16 protein-coding genes and 1 pseudogene are annotated in these 19366 nt (G+C 42.0%); 9 read left to right on the top strand and 8 right to left on the bottom strand.

Annotated features, from left to right (window positions below):
- Positions 1 to 159: 159 nt before the first annotated feature.
- The 3 genes from AAKU64_RS00190 to AAKU64_RS00180 are packed head-to-tail and all read right to left on the bottom strand — an operon-like array spanning position 160 to position 4729.
- On the bottom strand, positions 160 to 1296 hold the full coding sequence (locus AAKU64_RS00190) for a 5'-methylthioadenosine/S-adenosylhomocysteine nucleosidase family protein (protein WP_354360780.1): 1137 nt from the start codon (positions 1294 to 1296) through the stop codon (positions 160 to 162).
- Positions 1293 to 1742, bottom strand: a complete 450-nt coding sequence (locus AAKU64_RS00185; protein WP_354360778.1) for a DNA-binding transcriptional response regulator — start codon at positions 1740 to 1742, stop codon at positions 1293 to 1295. Before AAKU64_RS00185 ends, AAKU64_RS00190 begins: the two co-directional genes overlap by 4 nt.
- A complete protein-coding gene (locus AAKU64_RS00180; RefSeq protein WP_354360776.1) occupies positions 1739 to 4729 on the bottom strand; it encodes a hypothetical protein in 2991 nt (996 codons plus the stop codon). The genes AAKU64_RS00185 and AAKU64_RS00180 overlap by 4 nt, the downstream gene beginning before the upstream one ends.
- A 499-nt stretch (positions 4730 to 5228) precedes the next feature.
- On the opposite strand from AAKU64_RS00180, the gene AAKU64_RS00175 reads away from it, so the two are divergent.
- Complete coding sequence (locus tag AAKU64_RS00175; RefSeq protein WP_354360774.1) at positions 5229 to 5969, top strand: TIGR02391 family protein; 741 nt, start codon at positions 5229 to 5231, stop codon at positions 5967 to 5969.
- A 98-nt stretch (positions 5970 to 6067) separates the two neighbouring features.
- Positions 6068 to 6199, top strand: a complete 132-nt coding sequence (locus tag AAKU64_RS00170) for a hypothetical protein (RefSeq protein ID WP_354360772.1) — start codon at positions 6068 to 6070, stop codon at positions 6197 to 6199.
- A 265-nt stretch (positions 6200 to 6464) separates the two neighbouring features.
- Here AAKU64_RS00170 and AAKU64_RS00165 read toward each other — a convergent pair whose 3' ends face one another.
- Together AAKU64_RS00165 and AAKU64_RS00160 are read right to left on the bottom strand one after the other, a co-directional pair.
- Positions 6465 to 8363, bottom strand: coding sequence for a hypothetical protein (locus AAKU64_RS00165; protein ID WP_354360771.1), 1899 nt, complete (start codon positions 8361 to 8363; stop codon positions 6465 to 6467).
- Positions 8364 to 8431: 68 nt separating this feature from the next.
- A pseudogene (locus AAKU64_RS00160) lies at positions 8432 to 9067 on the bottom strand (ATP-binding protein); the annotation flags it as partial.
- 105 nt (positions 9068 to 9172) lie between these two features.
- Between AAKU64_RS00160 and AAKU64_RS00155 the strand changes: the two are divergent.
- The gene (locus AAKU64_RS00155; RefSeq protein ID WP_354329133.1) at positions 9173 to 9352 is read left to right on the top strand and encodes a hypothetical protein; all 180 of its coding nucleotides are present in this window, start codon (positions 9173 to 9175) and stop codon (positions 9350 to 9352) included.
- A 25-nt stretch (positions 9353 to 9377) separates the two neighbouring features.
- On the opposite strand, the gene AAKU64_RS00150 is transcribed toward AAKU64_RS00155, so the two are convergent.
- Complete coding sequence (locus AAKU64_RS00150; protein ID WP_354360769.1) at positions 9378 to 10364, bottom strand: hypothetical protein; 987 nt, start codon at positions 10362 to 10364, stop codon at positions 9378 to 9380.
- A 107-nt stretch (positions 10365 to 10471) separates the two neighbouring features.
- Here AAKU64_RS00150 and AAKU64_RS00145 point away from each other — a divergent pair, with 107 nt between their 5' ends.
- The 6 genes from AAKU64_RS00145 (at position 10472) to AAKU64_RS00120 (ending at position 17078) form a co-directional block, all read left to right on the top strand.
- Positions 10472 to 11218, top strand: coding sequence for a TnsA endonuclease N-terminal domain-containing protein (locus AAKU64_RS00145; RefSeq protein WP_354329128.1), 747 nt, complete (start codon positions 10472 to 10474; stop codon positions 11216 to 11218).
- The gene (locus AAKU64_RS00140) at positions 11218 to 13101 is read left to right on the top strand and encodes a TnsB C-terminal domain-containing protein (protein WP_354329126.1); all 1884 of its coding nucleotides are present in this window, start codon (positions 11218 to 11220) and stop codon (positions 13099 to 13101) included. Before AAKU64_RS00145 ends, AAKU64_RS00140 begins: the two co-directional genes overlap by 1 nt.
- Before the next feature lie 7 nt (positions 13102 to 13108).
- The gene (locus tag AAKU64_RS00135; RefSeq protein WP_354329124.1) at positions 13109 to 13975 is read left to right on the top strand and encodes a TniB family NTP-binding protein; all 867 of its coding nucleotides are present in this window, start codon (positions 13109 to 13111) and stop codon (positions 13973 to 13975) included.
- A gap of 5 nt (positions 13976 to 13980) precedes the next feature.
- Positions 13981 to 15174 carry a TniQ family protein gene (locus AAKU64_RS00130; RefSeq protein ID WP_354329122.1) on the top strand — a complete coding sequence of 398 codons (1194 nt, stop codon included), beginning with the start codon at positions 13981 to 13983 and terminating at the stop codon, positions 15172 to 15174.
- An 802-nt stretch (positions 15175 to 15976) separates the two neighbouring features.
- On the top strand, positions 15977 to 16234 hold the full coding sequence (locus AAKU64_RS00125) for a hypothetical protein (RefSeq protein ID WP_354334521.1): 258 nt from the start codon (positions 15977 to 15979) through the stop codon (positions 16232 to 16234).
- A gap of 208 nt (positions 16235 to 16442) precedes the next feature.
- Entirely contained in the window at positions 16443 to 17078 is a 636-nt protein-coding gene (locus tag AAKU64_RS00120) for a GIY-YIG nuclease family protein (RefSeq protein WP_354334523.1), read from the top strand.
- A gap of 173 nt (positions 17079 to 17251) precedes the next feature.
- On the opposite strand, the gene AAKU64_RS00115 is transcribed toward AAKU64_RS00120, so the two are convergent.
- Together AAKU64_RS00115 and AAKU64_RS00110 are read right to left on the bottom strand one after the other, a co-directional pair.
- On the bottom strand, positions 17252 to 17731 hold the full coding sequence (locus tag AAKU64_RS00115) for a hypothetical protein (RefSeq protein ID WP_354334524.1): 480 nt from the start codon (positions 17729 to 17731) through the stop codon (positions 17252 to 17254).
- Between the two features lie 450 nt (positions 17732 to 18181).
- Complete coding sequence (locus AAKU64_RS00110; protein ID WP_354334526.1) at positions 18182 to 19009, bottom strand: hypothetical protein; 828 nt, start codon at positions 19007 to 19009, stop codon at positions 18182 to 18184.
- Between the last annotated feature and the right edge of the window lie 357 nt (positions 19010 to 19366).

Here is a 19366-nt window from a genome sequence, read left to right as displayed (position 1 = left end):
GTTCTACGGACTGGTGTGTTAAAACCTTTTGTTTAGACAACATGGCGTGATAATTGACGTGATATTGTGAAAAATTAGAAGATATTGAAACAATTCAATCTTACTTCTAACTATTCACATGTGATTTGTAATCGCAGAAGCATACACGCCGCGATCGGATTAAGCGAAAAAGTGCTGGATGGCTTTGATTAAAAATCGCGCAGAGATATGGGATCCATACAAATGCAGTTCGTCATTCTTTGCCTCACCACAAAGGTCAACTACCGTCTTGGCACAAATGCAAGAAGGCGAATATGGAGAAAGTTCAGCCGCCCTATGTATAGAAAAAATTTCCATATCCAAAGCGTTGACTTTTCTATGAATTGCTTCAATCTTAGATAAAAAATCTTCACTGGCAATTACTGCAGAACCGCTAGTGAAGATCCCAGCTTCGGGTTTAGGTACGGTGTTTGGGCGCGTGGCTGTACCAAAACCTTCCTCTAACTCAGAAACCAGATCGTCTGAATCGATCAGTTCTTTTAGCTTTGTAAGCGTGGTGTGATCTGTCGGGACTTGATAAGGCTCCTGGGAAAATCTGTCGTCCGTCCATTTACCAGATTGATATTCGTAAGCCATACTAGAAATAAACAACTGCCCCATTTTCGCTCTATCACTAAAACCACCACAGATCCCGCTCATTCCGACGACACTAGGTTTAAATCGGTCGATACACAAACTTGCGGTGATAGCTGCGTTCACCAGACCCATCTGGGGCATTAAAATAACTGTTCCCTTTTTCCCCTCTAAACTAATATCGTAACAGTCAATGCCACTGCGAATGATCTTTTTTCCCGGAAGCAGTGTGATGTAAGGATTCCTTTCCTTTTGTAGCGCGCAGAAGATAATAAAATCGAAATTCAAATTCTTTTTAATTTGGATAATTAAATGATCTAATGTTGATTGCCAGCTCTTCTTGTTCGAGTAGTCCGCCAAAATGCATCCATTAGATTCGTAGAAATTTCTCAGTTCTGGAAAATCACCAGGATATGAACTAATCGCGAGCAATAATGCGTCATTCTTTCCAGCCTTAATGATCGTTTCTAATATTGCTCGTCCATTTTGATATGCGACACCCTTATCAACACTCGGTAGTTTGAAATCGATTATAAATAGCACTATATTAGAGTTCAGCTTGGCAGCGAAATCTGTCATGTTTCTCGCATGAATTACATCATTTTCGGAAATACCTTGCGACTTCAAACGGCCAATTATAGCTTTTGACTTTGAATTATCATCTTCAATCAACATTATCTTCATTGACATGTCCTTAGAATGGACATAATTTTTTGCAATGTTGGCTTCGATTTATAGTTATACAAAACTGCACCTACAACAACTTGGCCATACTTTTTATGTATCATTTCGGCAGAATCTTTCAGCTTGACTTTTTTGCCAGCGATATAGAAATCAGGATATTGCGTTACTATCAATATTTTAGTTGTTTTTTTTGCAGATTTAAGTGCACGTAAAACTTCAATGCCACCTTGCGCTTGATCATGACCCTTTTTCTTATCATCCGCATTATCCCCAAAAGTGGATAGTGCCATATCAAGAATTATCAGAACGTGGTCACTCTCCGTAACTTTCAACACGGCACTGCTGACGCTATCGACTATCTCGGGATCTAATCTATACACCTCACGCACGCATTGCTTTATTTCTTCACGCTTGTGAACTTCATCCTCTACAAGTAGTATCTTCATGATTCAATTTCTGCAGTGATCGATTCTGTTGAAACTTCGACATGCATAGAGAATCCTATCGTCAGTCCCCCTGATGCTTCATCGGCCGAAAGTCTTACCGTGTGCGAGCCTTCGCTCGCGCGAGTAATAATCTTTATTTTTTTTATGCCGGTATAGCCCTCTGTGACCATATCCGTTACCGCCTCTTTGGATTGAATTGCGCTAGAGATTCTCTCATAGGATGGCGTGAAAGCAGATCCAGAAACTGTTGAAGTTATATCAATGGACACCAAATCCAAAACAGAATTAGCATCTACTTGATTTGAGTTTACGTCTATCAATATCTTTCTATTTTTGTCCCCATGCTTTTGCGCATTTTTTAGTAATACCGCTAAACAGTCATACAAACGGTGCACACTAATGCCCGTGTACTTATTTTCAAGAGCATCCCCGATATATTCAACCTGGTTGTTCCTATGTAATTCAATTAGAATAATTTGGCATAACTCTCTGACAGTCGCAGAGATAAAGCCTGTTTGAGGAACTTGAAACCAATCAGCAACTTTTCTTAATACTTCATTGACTGCCTGATGTAGATCTGCTTTTATTTGCGACTCAATTACGCCAAAAGATCCGGAAAAATACTTATCTATGGTTGCACTGGCTTCTTTAAGTAGAGTGGTCCTAATATATCTAGCAGCATGCTCCAATTGAGGTGTAATCTGCTGCCAACAAAAAGCGATTACCAAATCATTTAACAGCTCACTCGCCCCAGCAGTTCTTAATGAATTCGACAATTTTCTAATATTATCTTGAGTAGTTACTTCCTCTAAATCAAGGATGGCATTGAAGAATGAACCACTTGACTTGAATTGGAGATAATCTCTCCTCAGTTTATCGATCAGAGCCTTATAAGCAGACGTCCAAGCATCCACCGTCTTTCGTAAATTGGTATTGGACATTAAGATGCTGTATTCTGACTTCCTGAACACAGCGTCGACGGTATCAGTCGTTACACCGTCTAATGTGTTGTGCCTGATGCGACGTCCCAAGTAAGATTGAATACCAAATTCGGTATTTAAGCAAAATTGTTCAAACGCATCTTTAGATATCTGCGAAAGAAGGTATTCATCTTGATCGCTAATACCAAAAAGTATTAAGCCCGGCTCGGCTTGTAGTCCTGCATTTATGGAGGCAATTAATGCCTGATTTTTTGGGTATAAGGATCGATATTGCTCAGTATATATTGTCGGATTGCTATCGAGCCACTTCTTCATCGAAACGCTATCAACGTACATTCGACTGCTATCGAAATACCTCTCTAATGCTGAAAGTTTTGATCGGGTGTCTATCGCATCTGCTTCGATAATATATTCAATTCGATTTAGACGCTCACCTACGGCTCGCAAGATATCTACCCGAATTTTGGCTGCCTCTGACGCGTTTTTGACAAGTGTGTACAATTTTTCCAGAGTCACCTCGTCAAGTGATACAGCGATATAGTTAGCTACAGCGGGAGAATCTTTTAATAAATATTCGATGAATTCGATGATCGAACCATGATGCTGAGAATTTACATGCGAAATAAAATCTGAACGAAATTCGAAATCAATGTCTGGGTCGATTGACTTAGATCTGAACAACGCCATGGCAAGAACAGCAACCAAGCTTTTTGTTTCTTCAGAAGCAGTTAGATATAAAGTGTTAATCTCCTCCTCGGTTAGAAGGACGTCTAAACTTAGAGTATTTTCAAAAACAAATTTGATCTCATCTTTCGATAGTTGCAAAATGTTCGATTTATTTTTTATAAATTTGAGGAACAAAAACGTCCGATAGAAAGTATCTAACTTTATGGGAATGTTGTCTGATAATAAAGATCCGTCATTGAGTAATAAAACAGATTTACTGTTTAGAGAGTCAGAATCTAAAAAAATCTTATCTCCAATTATTTCCGCCAGCAAACGTGCACCGATGATACGGTCTAGTTGGCTCCTAAACCTCGCAAATTTTTTGCGCTCTAAGAAAGCTGAGGACACACGGTACATGTTTAAAGTAGTATCACTTTCTATGTCATGTGACATATAGTGATCGGTAACTATATTGTCTTCATCTGGCTGGTCTGCAAATTGTTGCATGCTCTGCATTTGATTAAAAATTTCTGTAGAAAGATGCAATTCAAATTCGCGTTTGATGCTGTCAAAATCTTCACTTAGGTTGAAAATTATTAAAGTTGAGTAGATCGCATCGATTAACGATGATTCAGTAGCTCTTAGCAAGAACCCTGCGACATCCGTCTCGTTAAGCGGCGTAGGTACAAAATTACTAAGAGATAGTGCTTTCCTAAAATCTCCGTTTACCCTTTCGACAAGACCACTTATTCGTCTTTGAGCCACGCCGAACAATGAAATTTTTGAGCTCAAATTTTCAAGCGCACTGAAGTGCATGCCGGCATTTTTCTGATGCTCTATTTCGTTCTCAATTTGAGTTACGATGAAAAGTGCTGCCGGAGATAGGTCTCGCGCGCTTCTTATATATGCGAGCTTATAAGAAACATAATTTGATGCTCCGTACTTTTGACACATCTTGAGCATTAAGTCCAATGCAAATTCGGAATCTAGGCGTTCAAGGTATACAAGATTTTTGATGGCGAGCAGCATTTCAAAAACCATATCGCTCATCGAATTTATATAACCCGCTGTGTAAGAAACCTCATTGCGCCATGTAATCGGTGGAAAACCTGTCATGACGAATAAATCATCACTAGTTCTCTTTTTTCTTTTTTTTGAAGTTTCCCGGAGCCCATGAGGTCCTTTTAATAAGGCTCCCACTATTGCACTATCGTGGCTAGTATTCCCTGCGCGGATAGTATTTATATCTTGGTTCAATAGACTTTCTTTCGCAATGTAGCCGCGTAATAAGTTTCTTTTATTTACGCTACGAATTTTTGAGATCAACTTGTAGACATCAGCAGTGCGGGAGAAATTAAGTTTTGAGAAATTATTTTTCACTATAAATTGTAGATATATAAATTTGTAATCCGAATCCCCAAACCAGTCAAGGATGCCGCGAACTGTTAGCCCTATAAATTCTTGGATGCTACTCAGTTAATATTGATCCTGTGTGCAACACATATAAAACACTGTAACGACAATTTTCATTTGTTTGATTGCGAAGGTTTCTCCTGAGTAATTCGATACTGTTGGTTGTACAGTCAAGTTATATTTTGAGTTAACTTAATAATAAAGCAAAGCATAGCGTACTAGTAATTAACATAAAGTTGGCTTACCTTGATTACATCACGACGGTAACTTTTTTGATTTTATTAAGTTTGGTCAAAACTTAACCACATGAGCACAGCAGCGTTTTCTACGCTTTACTATCAAGCATAATATGCACTTTTGAGAGATCGTCTGACCAAATGTTAGTACGTTGAACTTCGGTTGATATACGAATTAGTGCATTGGATATTTGGGACAGCAATAGCTGACACTTACAAGAGAGAAATTTATGCGGTCATTGCCAGAACAAGTCCAGGATATTCATATTCTGTTGGCTCTAGCACCTGAAGAGCTTGGATATGAGGTGCTTCGACTAGCAAAAATAAATGAACAGCTTGGCTCCTTTCATCCGGCCTCATTTGATCAGCAAGCAAACGGGCCGAAATATCCAGAGCAATATCGTACCGAGGCAGTCGTTGCATTGGGTGAAGCTCTGGCATGGTTGACGGCCAACATATTTATAATGCCGGTGCCGGGCGTTAACGGCCAAAACGGACATATGATCCTCACTCGTCGTGGGAGACTCGCACTTGAGCGGAAAGTCTATGATCGATACCGCAATGCTGCAGTCTTTCCAAAAGTACTGTTACACCCCTCAATTGCCGACGATGTTTGGCTAAATTTGGCACGGGGAGATTACGACACCGCGGTTTTTCAAGCCTTTCGCGCCGTTGAGGAGTCCGTACGCGAGGCAGGGGGATTTCGCGCTGAAGACGTTGGTGTCGATCTTATGCGCCGTGCCTTTAATCCGGCGAATGGTCCTCTTGCTGACCGAAACCCAGCAGCGCCGATTGCGGAAAAGGATGCATTGTCGAGCCTCTACGCAGGCTCCATTGGTTCTTACAAAAACCCACACTCACATAGGACGGTTGCTATCGTTGACGCGACTGAGGCTCAGGAAATGGTTATGCTTGCTTCGCATTTGTTACGCATTGTCGATGCCCGCCGTTTTGCAAAACCTCTAAAATAATGATCATTACTTTGTTTGCAAAATGTGATTTGACATACTAATTTTTATTAAAAGGCAGTAGCTCAATATTAGCGCCAATTTACAGAAAAGCTCCAATTATGATCGGTTGGTGGATAGCCATCAAACTACACTTGCCAGAAGAATTGAGTGAGATGAATACGGACTATCTGGCACCAACACTGGCTTCGGAAGCCAGTATCGGTGGTATCGGTTGGCAACAAAGATGGTAAATGATGGCAAGGCTACCCATTTTTTGAACGGTGGATATCCAAATAGTTATGCGGGCAAACTTTGTGACATGTAACCTTCAATTATTGGCGGCGGCTGCGTAATACCAAATAGCGTTCGAGAGGAGATAATTACGCGGCTTGATAAAATGAAGGCTTGCCAACTAGATCAAATTTTAACCATTGAGGTTTGGGATCAATCATGAAATGACAATAAAAATCTTCTATGTTGCCTGAAAAAATATTAGGGAGTATTCATCAGTTTTTATCATCTAATTGAGTAAAAGAATCGGGTGAGAGATGCGATTGAGAACTCAGAACTGTCTTTCGATTCATAAATATGCATATAAGTTCGAACAGATCCTTCAACTTCTGCCAAACCGTTTTGTAGCGGTATATCCAAGTTTTTCCCCTCATGTAATGCGATAATTTCAATGCAGTGAGAAACGGCATCCAATGGATCACAATTAAAATTGTATAAAAATGGAGATCTGAAACCTCCCGTCCTACTTTCAATCTCGATCCAATATCCTACGATATCTTGAAATTCAATCTCTATTACGAGTGCTGCACGTGGTTGTCCTATTTTTAGTGATCCATCGTCAAGCCGTTTGCTAGGCGTTACCAGCCGCCATCCCTTTTTAGGCCATTTCCCTGTAATTCTTGATTCTTCGTCTAAAAAATTCCAGCAAGAGTCTCCAGAATGTCTAATCGTTTGTAGTTGTGATGGCGGTGATATCACTGTGAAACGAGCAATGATTTCCTTATCTGCCAGTTTTTTTAACGCGTTTTGCAGATATTGAAATCGTTGCTCCGGTTGCCGCACTAATTCGATCTCAATGCGTACCTCTGAGACATTATTCTGTCCGTAACCTAAATTTCCAGGAGAGGTCATGTCTCCACCATCTATGTTTGGCTTTGGCGATGACGGTTTTCCGGTGTATGTTTTGCTCTTGATTTTCTGTAGTGTAGAGATCGTTGGTGGATTAATCCACGTCAATGTATCCATAACGAGTTCAGTAGGCTGTCCCTCACTCATTGCGTCCGCATTATTATTGATGGTAGTCGCATCATTGGGTGGTTTTGGTGTTGGGACGCCGCTCGAAAAAGGCGGCGGCGCATCTACTTCCGTTACTTCTGATCCTCTTAAGGAGTTGACATATGCAGCAGTTTTTATTTCTGGCACCACTGGGAATGAACTCGCAATAATTTTTGTGATAAGGATTTTGGTGGGTTGATGCTCATTACTAACTTTATTTTTATTTAAAGTAGCATAAGAATGTAGAGCAAATCCTCTTACATCTAGGCTTACTGGTGTGTTTCCTTGAAAAGGAATTTTTGCACTTATGTGCCACGGATTGTGTGCTCCAAATCCCCGCTCTTGTAGAGCATTTGAGTAGATTGATTCTGCACATACGCGGGCATGTGGATCGAAATAGTAGAGCGCTAGCAAAGGCGCTAGTTCTCGCTTTACTCCAATCTGGCGAACTAAGTTCCACACTCCGGTTTGCTCATCAATCTCGGTCTTCATCCCAGAGTCTAATTCTCCAGTGAAGATGAGACTTTTAAGTGCTTCAGGCCAAGGTCCGTTCGTAAATGCACGAGCCATGGATGTGTGCAGAGCGTAATACGTTTGAAAAATTACTGCCCTAGGAATTACATAGGTAAATTTCTTTGTTCTAAATACTAAGCATTGGGAGTGCGGAAAACTTTGTTTTGGAACACTAAACTCAGAAGGGTTCAAAATCCTGTGGGGGAATTTAGGATCCCAACCTAGACTTTGTGGAATCTCTTCTTGCAAAGTTACTGTTTCGCATGATGCCTCCCCCCCTGGCAAAAAGATTGGTAATCGTATTGTAGGAATATCGCCGACTAAAACTTTATGCTGATATACCTGCCCAATATAAATTGAAGGAATGGCTCCAGCAAGTACCCGAGGACACGGATTTGTAAAATGTTCAGGGTTTTTAAATGCACTGACGTTCAAGAGACTTTGAATGTCTTTTTCTGAAAGGCGGTTTAAAGAAGGAAGAAGTATATCCGGCAATTTTTGAAGGAGAACTTCAACTGATGCAGATTTGGTAGACAAGTGAGGTAGCTGGATTTTATCTACCCATTTAACCATCCAGAGATGGTCATCATCAGGGAATTGATCAAATGTTGCCATATGCGACGCCTTAAGTTAAGCCAGTCGCAATATTACATGTTTGGTAGTGTTTTTACGTGGAATTAACAACCTCCGCCAACTAATGCAACCCCAGATGCTGTGTGATGCGGCGACCTAAAAGGGCGATTCTTCCATTTAGAGACCGAGAAGCCGCTTGTCAAGGATTGCACCGCGGCAGATTCCAATGCTTCCTGGTCGGTCATGCTCGGCAAAATTCCGGGGAAACGCGCTGCCAACATGGATTTTCCAGTACCTGGCGGACCCACCATCAAGACACTATGCATGCCTGCTGCGGCAACTTCTAAAGCGCGCTTGGCTTGCAGTTGCCCTTTCACTTCCATAAAGTCGGGATAAGGCTGACGTTGCGTGACCGTAGTCACCTGATGCGGCTTGAGCTTTGCCGCTGCGTCAAATCCGGCGAAGTGGGCGCACACCTGTAATAGCGAATCCGCAGGATAAATGGTGGCGTCTTTGACCAGTGCGGCCTCATCCGCGTTAGCGCGAGGCAAAATAAAAGCACGTGGATTTTGGGTATTTTTACAAATCGCAAATGTCATCGCTAGCGCACCACGGATAGGGCGCAACTCTCCAGACAACGATAATTCCCCTGCAAATTCATACTGATCTAAAGCATCACCCGGGATTTGACCAGACGCAGCCAAAATGCCTAGAGCAATCGGCAAATCAAACCGACCAGATTCTTTATGTGAAAAATATCACTAAATGAGAACGACACAACGCTATTTGCGAATGCATTGCAATTAGCGTTGAATTTCAGACTTGTTTTACTTTTTTATTAAGGAATCTATATGAACAAAGATATAACTACAAAGCAAGATGTTCTCAATTTGGCAGACGCAAGCAACGAGTTGTGCACAGCAATTGAGATATTTAAACTTGCCCATCCAGATAGTGACAGTCTTGCATGGAAAAATCTTTGCAAGCAAAAAGAACTGCTTTGGAACTTACTTCCCAAATTTGGCTATTAAAGGCTAAGTGATGAAGACAGTTATTTTAATCGCCAAGGGTTTCTGGTTTTTCTGGAATATCCCATTTAGGAACAACAGCGATCAAATTGGGATCATCAATTTCAAATCGAGCGACGGTCTTTGTCACTTGTATTGGATGCGTTGTGTAGAAAAAACACCAAGCAATAGCATTTGCCTCGACAACATCGTTCAGCGTCCCCATCAATGCTCTGTCATTTTCATTCAACCATTTTTTGGTGAGTTTAATTTCAGCCGAAGTAGTTTTGCTAGTTTTCTTACCATCCAGGCGTATTTTGGAGTGAAATTTCAACAGGTATACGTAGTCAAGCTCAACTATAGAAACCTTCCCCCGGTAAATTCTTTGTCGTTGCAAACTGGGATGGAAACCAAGGACTGGTATGCAAATACTATAAAAATTTCCTCCAGCAATATTTTTTATTTCAAGCGGAATATCCTTGCGAGCATGTTCAGTAAGCGACAAATAGGTCACTGCCACTTGCAACATGAATTTAGAAGTCGTTGGGCGTTGCGTGTCCGAAGCGTCTCCTCCTTTCGCCGACCCCGATCCACTCCCATTTCGCTCTTTCGGTTCAAGCGTTTCCTCGTTCTCAGTGGTTTTTGGTTTCGAGCTGCTACTTTTTTTCCCTCTTGGATCAAAGACAAAACCCGAACTGGCCACAACGGAACTCGCTTTACTTGCCGGGATATTTTTTTTGATTTTGGAGTTCGATGTCTTAACGTCCGGTCTCGTTATCCAAGTACAGGTGGCGATATGAGGATATGCAGCGTGTCCGCGGAAATACGGGGACTTAAACTTCTCTCCAAAAGCATCGACTCGGTCATACAACGCAGCGACGACCAAAGTAATTTTTTCATTGCGACATTTTGGGTCACCGCACCAAAAGGTGAACCGCTTCCTTTTACCCTCTGGCTGTTTGAAAAACTCTATATGAGCCTCTTCAAGAGTGATATTTCGTTCAAGCTCTACACAATACCCAACAGCTTTTGTCATACAAAAGCTCCTTTGAAATTCAAACCTATTTAAATGCCCAATGAAAATATACAATATGAAAAATACCATATTATTTGTAAAGAGCGTTCAACCAAGCATCAGAAATTGTGAACCAAAACCTGTCCAAGCAGTGGCAATCCTCAGATGGAATTGAGGGGTTATTCATGCCAAAACGAATAATTGGCCCTAGCCATTACAGCGCTACTGGGCGAGTATCGTCACATAAAAATGGTTTAAGTCGAGACGCAGAATCGGGATTGGAACAGGATTTCTTAGTATTACTTGAGTTTGATAACCAAGTAGCTCGTTACGCTGTGCAACCAATCACCATTCAATGGGAAACCAAGGAAGGTCAATTAAGAAAATATACGCCAGATATTTTGGTTCTTTATCATACGAAAATGGTGGATTCTCTTCCGATTTTTCCACCAACAATATTTGAGGTCAAGCCGAGAAAAATATTGAAACGCGACTGGGAAGTCTTTAAACCAAAATTTAAAGCAGCAATGGCGTGGGCGCGAGAAAATGGTTTTCGATTTAAATTGATTACAGACGAGCAAATATGGACACCGTATCTCGAGAACGTACGTTTCCTCACTCGATATAGAGAGAATAGTTCGACTAAAAACGAAGTGTTTGATCGGAGCAGACACATTGCTTTGCGTGAGGCACTTCGCAAATTAGAGCTGGCAACTCCTCAATCATTATTATCCTTCCTTACCGAGTCGCGTCAATTCAGGTTGGAACTTATTCCGATGATTTGGCAATTGATGCACTCAGGGGTCATTGCTGCAGATTTAACTAAACCACTGAATATGAATACTGCCATTTGGCTAAAAAAGCAGGTACGCTAATGAATATGCCTTCTCCAGAGCTATACCCAGGTAGTGTTGTTGAAAAAGACGGTGTTACCTACTGTATAAGAAGGATTAGTGCGCGAAAAAAAACTATAACAGCAGTAAACATTGATGGTGATTTAACAGATGAATTCAATTTTACCCTTGAACAATTTGGTAACTCACGGATTGCAAAAAGCTCGAATCCAGAATTCGACTTAGATGAAATTAATCCGGAGGATTGGGAGCAAGCGTTAGAACATTTCCGCTTAACAAGGCCGTTATTCGCTGTTGGCTCAAGAACAAAACAAGATGTAATGAAAGTTGCAAATGAGGCACAAGTTAGTGTTTCAACGATTTATCGGTGGATGGATAAATTTTCCAAAACAGCGAGAGTATCCGCCTTTCTTCGGTCGAAGCGGAGCGATCACGGCTCTGTAAGACTGACCCGTGAAGTAGAAGTATTGATTGCCCAATTGGTGAATGAGCAAGTACTGACTAATCAAAAATTAAAGATCTCGAAAGTATTTAGATCATTAACGATACTCTGCCGCGATTTGGGGTATCCGATTCCTCACCCAAATACTTTTTTAAATAGGGTCAGGCGTATCGCACCGCTTACGCTCGCTACAAAAAGACGAGGCAGAAATGCTGCCCTTGCCTTAAGCCCTATTCGCGGATCTATACCTTGGGCAGATACACCTTATAGCCTGATTCAAATTGACCACACCGTAGTTGATCTCATTCTGGTTGATCGTGTTCACCGTGTTCCACTGAAGCGGCCATGGCTTACGCTTTCAATTGACGTCAATACTAGGATGGTCGCTGGCTACTATATTGCCTTCGATCCTCCCGGAGTGTTAGGAACAGGCATTTGCATATCTAACTTGATTCTACCTAAAGACGCTATTTTAGCGAGGTTTGGCATTGACACCTATTGGCCCTGCCAAGGTATTCCAGGAATTATTCATTTAGATAATGCGAGAGAGTTCAGAGGAAATGTACTGAAGATGTCTTGTAATGAATACGGAATCGAGCTGAAATTTAGAAAAATTAAGAAGCCAGAGTACGGCGCTCATATTGAGAGGCTAATGGGTACTTTCATGTCGGAGGTACACGCGCTACCTGGAACAACTTTTTCTAATGTACAAGATCGTGGCGAATATAACTCTGAAAAAGAAGCTGCCATGACTTTGGAGGATTTTGAAAAATGGCTTCTTAATTTGATTCGAGCATATCATCATCGCCCCCATAGCGAACTGGGCATGCCACCAATTCAAAAATATCTGCAGAGCCTAGAGGGTAACGATGACCAACCTGGTATAGGAATGCTACCTACAGTTCAGGATGATGAAAAGCTACGAATCGATTTTCTTCCGCTTGAACGACGCAGTGTTCAACCATATGGAATTTTAGTCGATAAAATATATTACTTCTCTGATGTATTACACCGATGGATCGGTGCTATCGATCCAAAGTCGAGAAGAGAGAAGCGAGAATTTCTTATCCGTAGAGATCCTCGGGATATCAGTTACATCCTATTTTATGATCCCGACTTATGTCGATATTTCAGAGTCCCGTATAAGAATACGTCATTCCCTTCAATCAGCTTATGGGAGCTAAGAGCCATCAATAAATACTTAGCTGACCTAGGTAAGGAGGACGTCGATGAAACTGAAATTTTCAATGCATACAAAGAAATGCAAAGTATCGCAAGTAATGCAGTGAAGCTAACAAAGCGAGAAAAAAGTGCTCGTCTAGCCAACGAGCGCCAACACACCATTGTGACACACCCTACACCTATGTCTAATTCTGGAGCAGCTGAAAAGAATGAAGCTGATTTCTCAACGCTTTCTCTCTCGAAAATAATAACTCCATTTGACGAAGTTGAGGATATTTAGGATAAACATGACTGTTGACGAGATAAGCAATGCAGATCGAATTAAAGCACTCGAGAATCTTTTTTGGATAGGATATCCGAAAGCCGCCGAGATTCGAAATGAGTTAGAGGCATTGCTGCAACATCCTAAAATGCATAGGATGCCGAATATGGCTGTCATTGGAGAAACAAATAACGGCAAAACGATGCTATTAAATAATTTTTATAAAAAGCATGCTGTACCAATCGATCCAATCAACAGAAAAACAATTCTGCCAATCGTCAAAGTACAAATGCCACCTGAGCCAGACGAGAACCGATTCTATGATGTGATTTTAGAGAGACTTTTTGCCAATGAATCCCCTAGAGAGCCCGTGACATCTAAAATAAGTAGGCTAAAAAAATTATTTGATCGACTGGAAACAAGACAGCTCATTTTGGATGAATTTCAGCATTGCTTAGCGGGATCTACGAGCCGCCAGCGAAAATTTCTTAATGCTCTGAAGTATCTTGGTTCAGAAACACAAATCACGATCGTCGCAAGCGGGACTCTGGAAACCTTAAATGCGTTGCAAGCAGACGTACAGATTGCAAATCGCTTTAACACCATGTTTTTACCCAAATGGATATTGAACGATGATCTGCTTCGATTACTGAAGACAATGGAACCTAAGTTAGGGTTAAAAGAAGAGTCTGGATTATCAGACGAAAGACTGGCGTCATTGATATTGGCCGAGTCTCAGGGGACGATCGGAGAAATACATGCATTGCTAAAAGCGCTTGCGAAGTATGCAATTCTCTCAGGGGAGGAAAAAATAAGCGAAAAAATGTTTGTTACATCTACATTAAGATTGGCTAAGTGGCGTAATCCAGCCGATCGAAAGAAAGCGGAATAAACGTCATGTCAGTCGAATGCTGGCTGATGCGACCTAAGCCCTTAGAAGATGAACTTTTGTCTTCTTGGATAGTACGGATTGCGTGGGAGAACGTGGAAAAGCTTGAATCAATGAGCTCAAAATTATGGGGTACTCATAGCCAGGTTTGGAGCAAAGATGTAGATCGCTTTGCCGGTCGATCCGTTATTGATTTGGTTGCTGAAAAATGTGGTGTTTCTATCGCCAGAGCAAATCAAACGTCCTTGCGTACTTATGAGGGTATTTTGTACGAAACACATGGCAATAGAGGCGCTGCCCGGTGGATTATGCCTATTGGTAGCAAAAGTAGAAAGAGATCACTGTTTGGACTCCAATGTTGTCCGCACTGTTTGAAAGAAGATATCGAACCATACTACCGGCGCAACTGGCGTTTGGCGTTCGTTACGATTTGCTCAAAACATAGAACTTTATTAATTGACCGCTGTGATCAATGCGGATCTTCAATTACATTTCACCAATCAGATTTTGGATCGTTTGAATTGCCAGATGACCTGAGAATGACTTTTTGCAAAAAATGCGGGCGAGACTACCGAGACATAGAAGGTCAAATTGTTGTGAGCCACATTTTAGGTCCTTGGGTTGAGTACTTCCAGAAGACCGCGGAAATGGTTATGTTTGATCGTTGGGTTGCCCTAAGTAAAAGGATTGAAGTTCCCTCTGTGATGTTTTTTGAAGGTGTTAGGCATCTTATCCGAACGCTTGGTTCAAATTCTTATGCCAGTAAATTGAGAAGTACCGTTTTAGAAAATTTCAATTTGCCGAGCGCACCTTTAAACTATGTAAACGGCATCTTCTTTGAGCGGCTCGCTTTAACAGAGCGGTTTTTATTGATTGGAATCATGGGTTGGCTGCTAAGCGATTGGCCCGTTCACCTTATAGATTCTGCAAAGAAAGCACGTCTATCCAGTTCTTACTTTCAGATTTACCAAGACCCTGTCCCATATTGGCTTGCAATGCCAATTGAGTGGGATTTAAAAAGAACTTGGTATAAGCCGAATAAACAGGAAATTGAGGCCGTGGTGCGGTATCTTGATGGACAAGGGTTACCGATAAATCGTAATAGTTTAAGAAAATGGTTGGGACGATGGTATGTTTCTAGGCATAAAAAAGAGAAGGTTTGTTGTCTAGATTCCGAGTTTCCATTGCGTAGCCATAATTAGATTTATAAGTGGATAGCTGCGGGTGCACGCTGGGAGTGCTGCACTTACCGCGGTGGGCTATCTGCGTCTGCTGGCGCAAAACATGTCTATAGCGCGGCGTGACGAAGGCGTCTCTGTACTTGAGCCTTGGGCTAAGCGGTTGAAGCATCGCTCGTTGCGATATCACTACTTTTGGTGGCACGGCAAGTAGATGTCGTTGGGCTTTTCGCGCAATTGTCTCCTCGATCAAAACGCCATCAAACAGTCGCTCACGTTGAAACTCTAATGTGATGTGTAGGCTAGTGTTCGCTTGGACTAGTGCGCGTTTCATATGGCAAAGGCGTATATTTCCATTTATTGGAGTAGCCGATCGTTGTCAGCGATTTTTTCGACCGCATAAAACCAGATTGTGTGATTTTACGCATGGAGCGTTGATTGTCTGGTCGATCATTGTGACGGGGTGACGTTTATATTTTGGGAGTACACCAAGTTTAGACGGTTGTGGGCTCCGAGCGCGCAAAAGGTACGCAAGTACAGGTCAGCGATATTTTAAGAAGGAAGTGGAAGTGTAGAAGGCGACTAGGAATTCCCCGAGGCTTGGCTTGGTCGATGTCTAAGGCGGTGCCTTCGACATCGCAGGTCCGAGACATCGCGGATTTCTCTCTATATGAGCCCTCGCAACTCTGCGTACAAGTTAAGCAAGTCTCAATGCGAATGCTCCAGTGTATATTTTTGTTTTAAATATTTACATTACTAATATATATCTCACAATACAGCTGAGAATGATCGCTGCATAAATGAACCAATTTCTAAAAGGAAAAATATGACATCAAGAAAACCGTTTGAGCGTGCGATTATCTATTCTGGTATTTTGGGGGGACTATCACGTGAGGCTATCAATGAACTTCTGAAAGATGCAGATCAGAATGCTGCTTATGTGCCGGAAGCTAGTTACAAGATGATGCGTGAAAGTTATTTTAAAAAAATGGTTGGATGTATTGGTAATATTGCATCATCCAATGAAAACGGATTCGGCGAAATGATTAGAAATCCCAAGCCGATTGGCAAGTTACATTCATAGCGCGGAAAGCAATATGTGAAAGTTACGCGTTTGGGGCCAAAAATACGTCGCGGAAAACCTGAAGACATTTTCAAAAGGCACCATAGCAGCAAGACATTCGATTAGGAGCGCCGACGCGCTGAATAGCGCGCAAACTATCCGAGTAAAAATGCTGTGCGTTTAATACTATTGGCTTATTCAGTCAAATTGATTGTCATAAAGGTTGTGGATGCAAAGCGATAATCGAATGCCAATTAATGGTCGCCCAAAGATGTCATCAAATGATCAAGAGATCCTTAGATCAAGATTGTTTGACTTCGGAGTGCTTAATGAATTTTACGATAGTGCTTCTCCCCTGGAAACTTCCATATTATCCTCGGCCACATCTCTTTATGAATTTTTTCACTCAAATGGCTACATGATACGGCGAAGCGAATGGGAGCTAAAAGGAATTTATCCGGGGCCTCGCAGTTACCGAGGTTGGGTTTATGCATTTTATGGTGAGCAAGATTCGCCAATCTATGTTGGTGAGACCGGTCAACAATTTACGAAGCGATTTAACCAGCACAAAAAGCAGCTGTGGTGGCAAGGCTGGGAAAGGGTGAAAGTTTTGCCGTGTCCCAATCAAACTATGCGAAAGGTTTTCGAATCCCTTATAGGCCTTGCTGGCGGCTATAGCGCTAACATAATGCAGCCAACAGGTGAAGATAACATTTTGAATGATGTTATTCTTTCATTGATTCTATTAGGGAACGAAACATGCGCGAAGCCGACCTTCCCAAATCAAATGATCCTTGATCAGGCCAATCAACTGCAGTATGAAGTTGAAGCCCTTGGCAGTCTAGATAAGTCATCGGGAAATTGATGAAACGAACTATTGAGACGGTATCAATTTTGGGACACGGGCTCATTAAAGTCGTAAATTAATTACGAGAATAGTTTAATTTAGATTAGAGCGTGTTGACATATAAAAAGCTGTTAACTTTCTGCGAAAAGTTTGGGATGTTGGAAATCTTGGCGTGATTGAGGACAGCTGACTCACTGCCAACTCGACAAAAACGACACGTTCAACAACTTCTTTGCGCGGCCAGCACTCATAGCAGCAGTTAAGCTACTTCCCTGACCAGGACCCTCTGCAGCCCCCATGGCGTGTATAGCAACGGCATTTCCGTCAGTGTCCGTCCATAACATCCCACTATCTCCTCTAAACGTTCCTGAGCCACCCGCTTGGATCACTACATCGGCATATTTTGTCCCAATCCGTTGTTCGACCCCCATTACCACTCCAGTTCGCATACCTGCCCCTGACAAGCCAGAAACTACCTGACCCAATTTCGGCAAATTAATCGCTTGGAGTACCTTCGCTCTTTGAGCACGAGCAATCAACTCTTGATCGAGGCACGAGAACATTGCAGCATCAGAAAATCCATAATTACCTGAGATTCCACTTCCATTCCCGGTTACTGAGATGAAGCTTTCACCCACGGTGATGTAGTCCGCTTGATCTGGGGACCACACAGCGATTGTGGCTGGTGTATTTGGATCGAGATCAGCTCCCGCAATACAGTGAGCACATGTTACGCAAAATAGCCCAGTTTCAGACTTGCCAAAGCAGGAAACGGAGCCTGTCTCAGTACCGTCCCACGTACCGAGGTTGGGTGGAAATTTGGTACTCTGGTACGAAAGTAAACCGATTTGTACGACATCAGTTAACACAGACTTATTTTCTATAGAAATAACCTTGGGTATGCGATGGCTCATCTTAAGGTCGTCTGCAGCAAGCTTTCGGCGGACAAAAACAGTAAACGCTAACTCATCGCACAAATTTCCGTTCCTCGCTTTGAGTCCAATCATAGTTCCGACAACGTTCGGGTAACTTGAGACCAATGATTCTAGCCGAGCACGGTTCCCTCGAATCGATTTTGCTCGTTGAAGAGAGATAGGTTTCATTGTTCACTGCTTTCAAAACTAAAATTTAACTTCGATAAGTTTGGTAGTCCCGGTCGTATTATCAATTTCGTACAACGTAAATGTAGGAGCATCATCTCTCTGCGGCGATATCTTCTCTATGACTCCATCTAGCTCTCCTTTGAGTCTATCCAAATTGTCTCGAATAGCCATACCTGGTGCGCCAGGCGCCTTGCTCGCGATAATGTGTTCACTCCAGGATTTTGAGGTCGCTTTGAGGTTTGTAAGCGCTGCAAGTAGATTTTGCTCACCGGTCGGGCCTATTAGAAGCTTGCCAGCCGCCTCAATTTGTGTAGCTATCTCAGAGCCAGTTTTTTGTTCGTTTTGGGTCAGCTGCAACGGTTGTGCACTTTTTATAGTTGTATTTAGATCGGCTGCAATCTGCTTGAGTGCTATACCTTGTTCGTTGTAATTCACTCCTGATTGCGGTTTCAGTAAATCTGTCTCTTTCCTAGTCTTAGAAGCCCCTGCAAGTGCTTGGTCAAATCCGCCCAAAGCAGTGATTAAGGCAGGAATACTTGAATCTGTCTTTGAGCCAAAGTTTGTTAACATCCCATTCGAAAGCGCGATAGACACATCTGCCGACCCATAGCCTGGCGTCGCCTTCGCATAGATAGGCTTTGATAAATCTGGGATATAAATTGATTGCACGTCAACCGGTTTGTCTTTGTTGCCTGTTCGAGCGATTAATAGATACGGTTTCGGAGTATAAAATTTAATTCCCGTCTCAGCACCCGACAAATCGGGGTTAGTAAAGAATTGCATTCGCGCGCAGGAGACTGTCATAGCAACCAGAACTAAAATGGCCGCAAAGCGAAAAATCTTCATAAATGCTCCAAAAGGTTAATAGATGCAAATGTAAAATTCAGAATCCATTTCGCTCAATACTCGATTTTTCAGTGGACGTAGAATCGATGAAATGGCGATCTGCGGTGTTTTCAACCCTGCCCATAGTGAGGCTCAAAGGAATTTTTTTTAAGACAAATGATAGAAACAAGCAAAACTGAAACTGCCAGCATAAGGTCGAGCACCGCGCTTACTCAAACATTTGACGTTGATTTTGTCGCAGGCAATTTTGGCCGCGGTAATACGAACGACCACATCATTTCCATAACTGAACGCTGAATTTCCAATCCCCGACAAGATCAACGCAAAAAAATGCACTTAGAAAACAGAATCTATGAA

Source organism: Undibacterium sp. GrIS 1.8, assembly GCF_040544445.1.
GTDB lineage: Bacteria > Pseudomonadota > Gammaproteobacteria > Burkholderiales > Burkholderiaceae_D > Undibacterium.
This window is presented reverse-complemented; position numbering and strand designations above follow the sequence as displayed.

Excerpts from the sequence above, each read along its gene's own strand:
- AAKU64_RS00130 (WP_354329122.1), top strand. The coding sequence starts at position 13,981 with ATGTCAGTCGAATGCTGGCTGATGCGACCTAAGCCCTTAGAAGATGAA.
- AAKU64_RS00140 (WP_354329126.1), top strand. The coding sequence starts at position 11,218 with ATGAATATGCCTTCTCCAGAGCTATACCCAGGTAGTGTTGTTGAAAAA.
- AAKU64_RS00135 (WP_354329124.1), top strand. The coding sequence starts at position 13,109 with ATGACTGTTGACGAGATAAGCAATGCAGATCGAATTAAAGCACTCGAG.
- AAKU64_RS00120 (WP_354334523.1), top strand. The coding sequence starts at position 16,443 with ATGCAAAGCGATAATCGAATGCCAATTAATGGTCGCCCAAAGATGTCA.
- AAKU64_RS00170 (WP_354360772.1), top strand. The coding sequence starts at position 6,068 with ATGATCGGTTGGTGGATAGCCATCAAACTACACTTGCCAGAAGAATTG.
- AAKU64_RS00165 (WP_354360771.1), bottom strand. The coding sequence starts at position 8,363 with ATGGCAACATTTGATCAATTCCCTGATGATGACCATCTCTGGATGGTT.
- AAKU64_RS00175 (WP_354360774.1), top strand. The coding sequence starts at position 5,229 with ATGCGGTCATTGCCAGAACAAGTCCAGGATATTCATATTCTGTTGGCT.
- AAKU64_RS00190 (WP_354360780.1), bottom strand. The coding sequence starts at position 1,296 with ATGAAGATAATGTTGATTGAAGATGATAATTCAAAGTCAAAAGCTATA.
- AAKU64_RS00155 (WP_354329133.1), top strand. The coding sequence starts at position 9,173 with ATGAACAAAGATATAACTACAAAGCAAGATGTTCTCAATTTGGCAGAC.
- AAKU64_RS00150 (WP_354360769.1), bottom strand. The coding sequence starts at position 10,364 with ATGACAAAAGCTGTTGGGTATTGTGTAGAGCTTGAACGAAATATCACT.
- AAKU64_RS00125 (WP_354334521.1), top strand. The coding sequence starts at position 15,977 with ATGACATCAAGAAAACCGTTTGAGCGTGCGATTATCTATTCTGGTATT.
- AAKU64_RS00185 (WP_354360778.1), bottom strand. The coding sequence starts at position 1,742 with ATGAAGATACTACTTGTAGAGGATGAAGTTCACAAGCGTGAAGAAATA.
- AAKU64_RS00110 (WP_354334526.1), bottom strand. The coding sequence starts at position 19,009 with ATGAAGATTTTTCGCTTTGCGGCCATTTTAGTTCTGGTTGCTATGACA.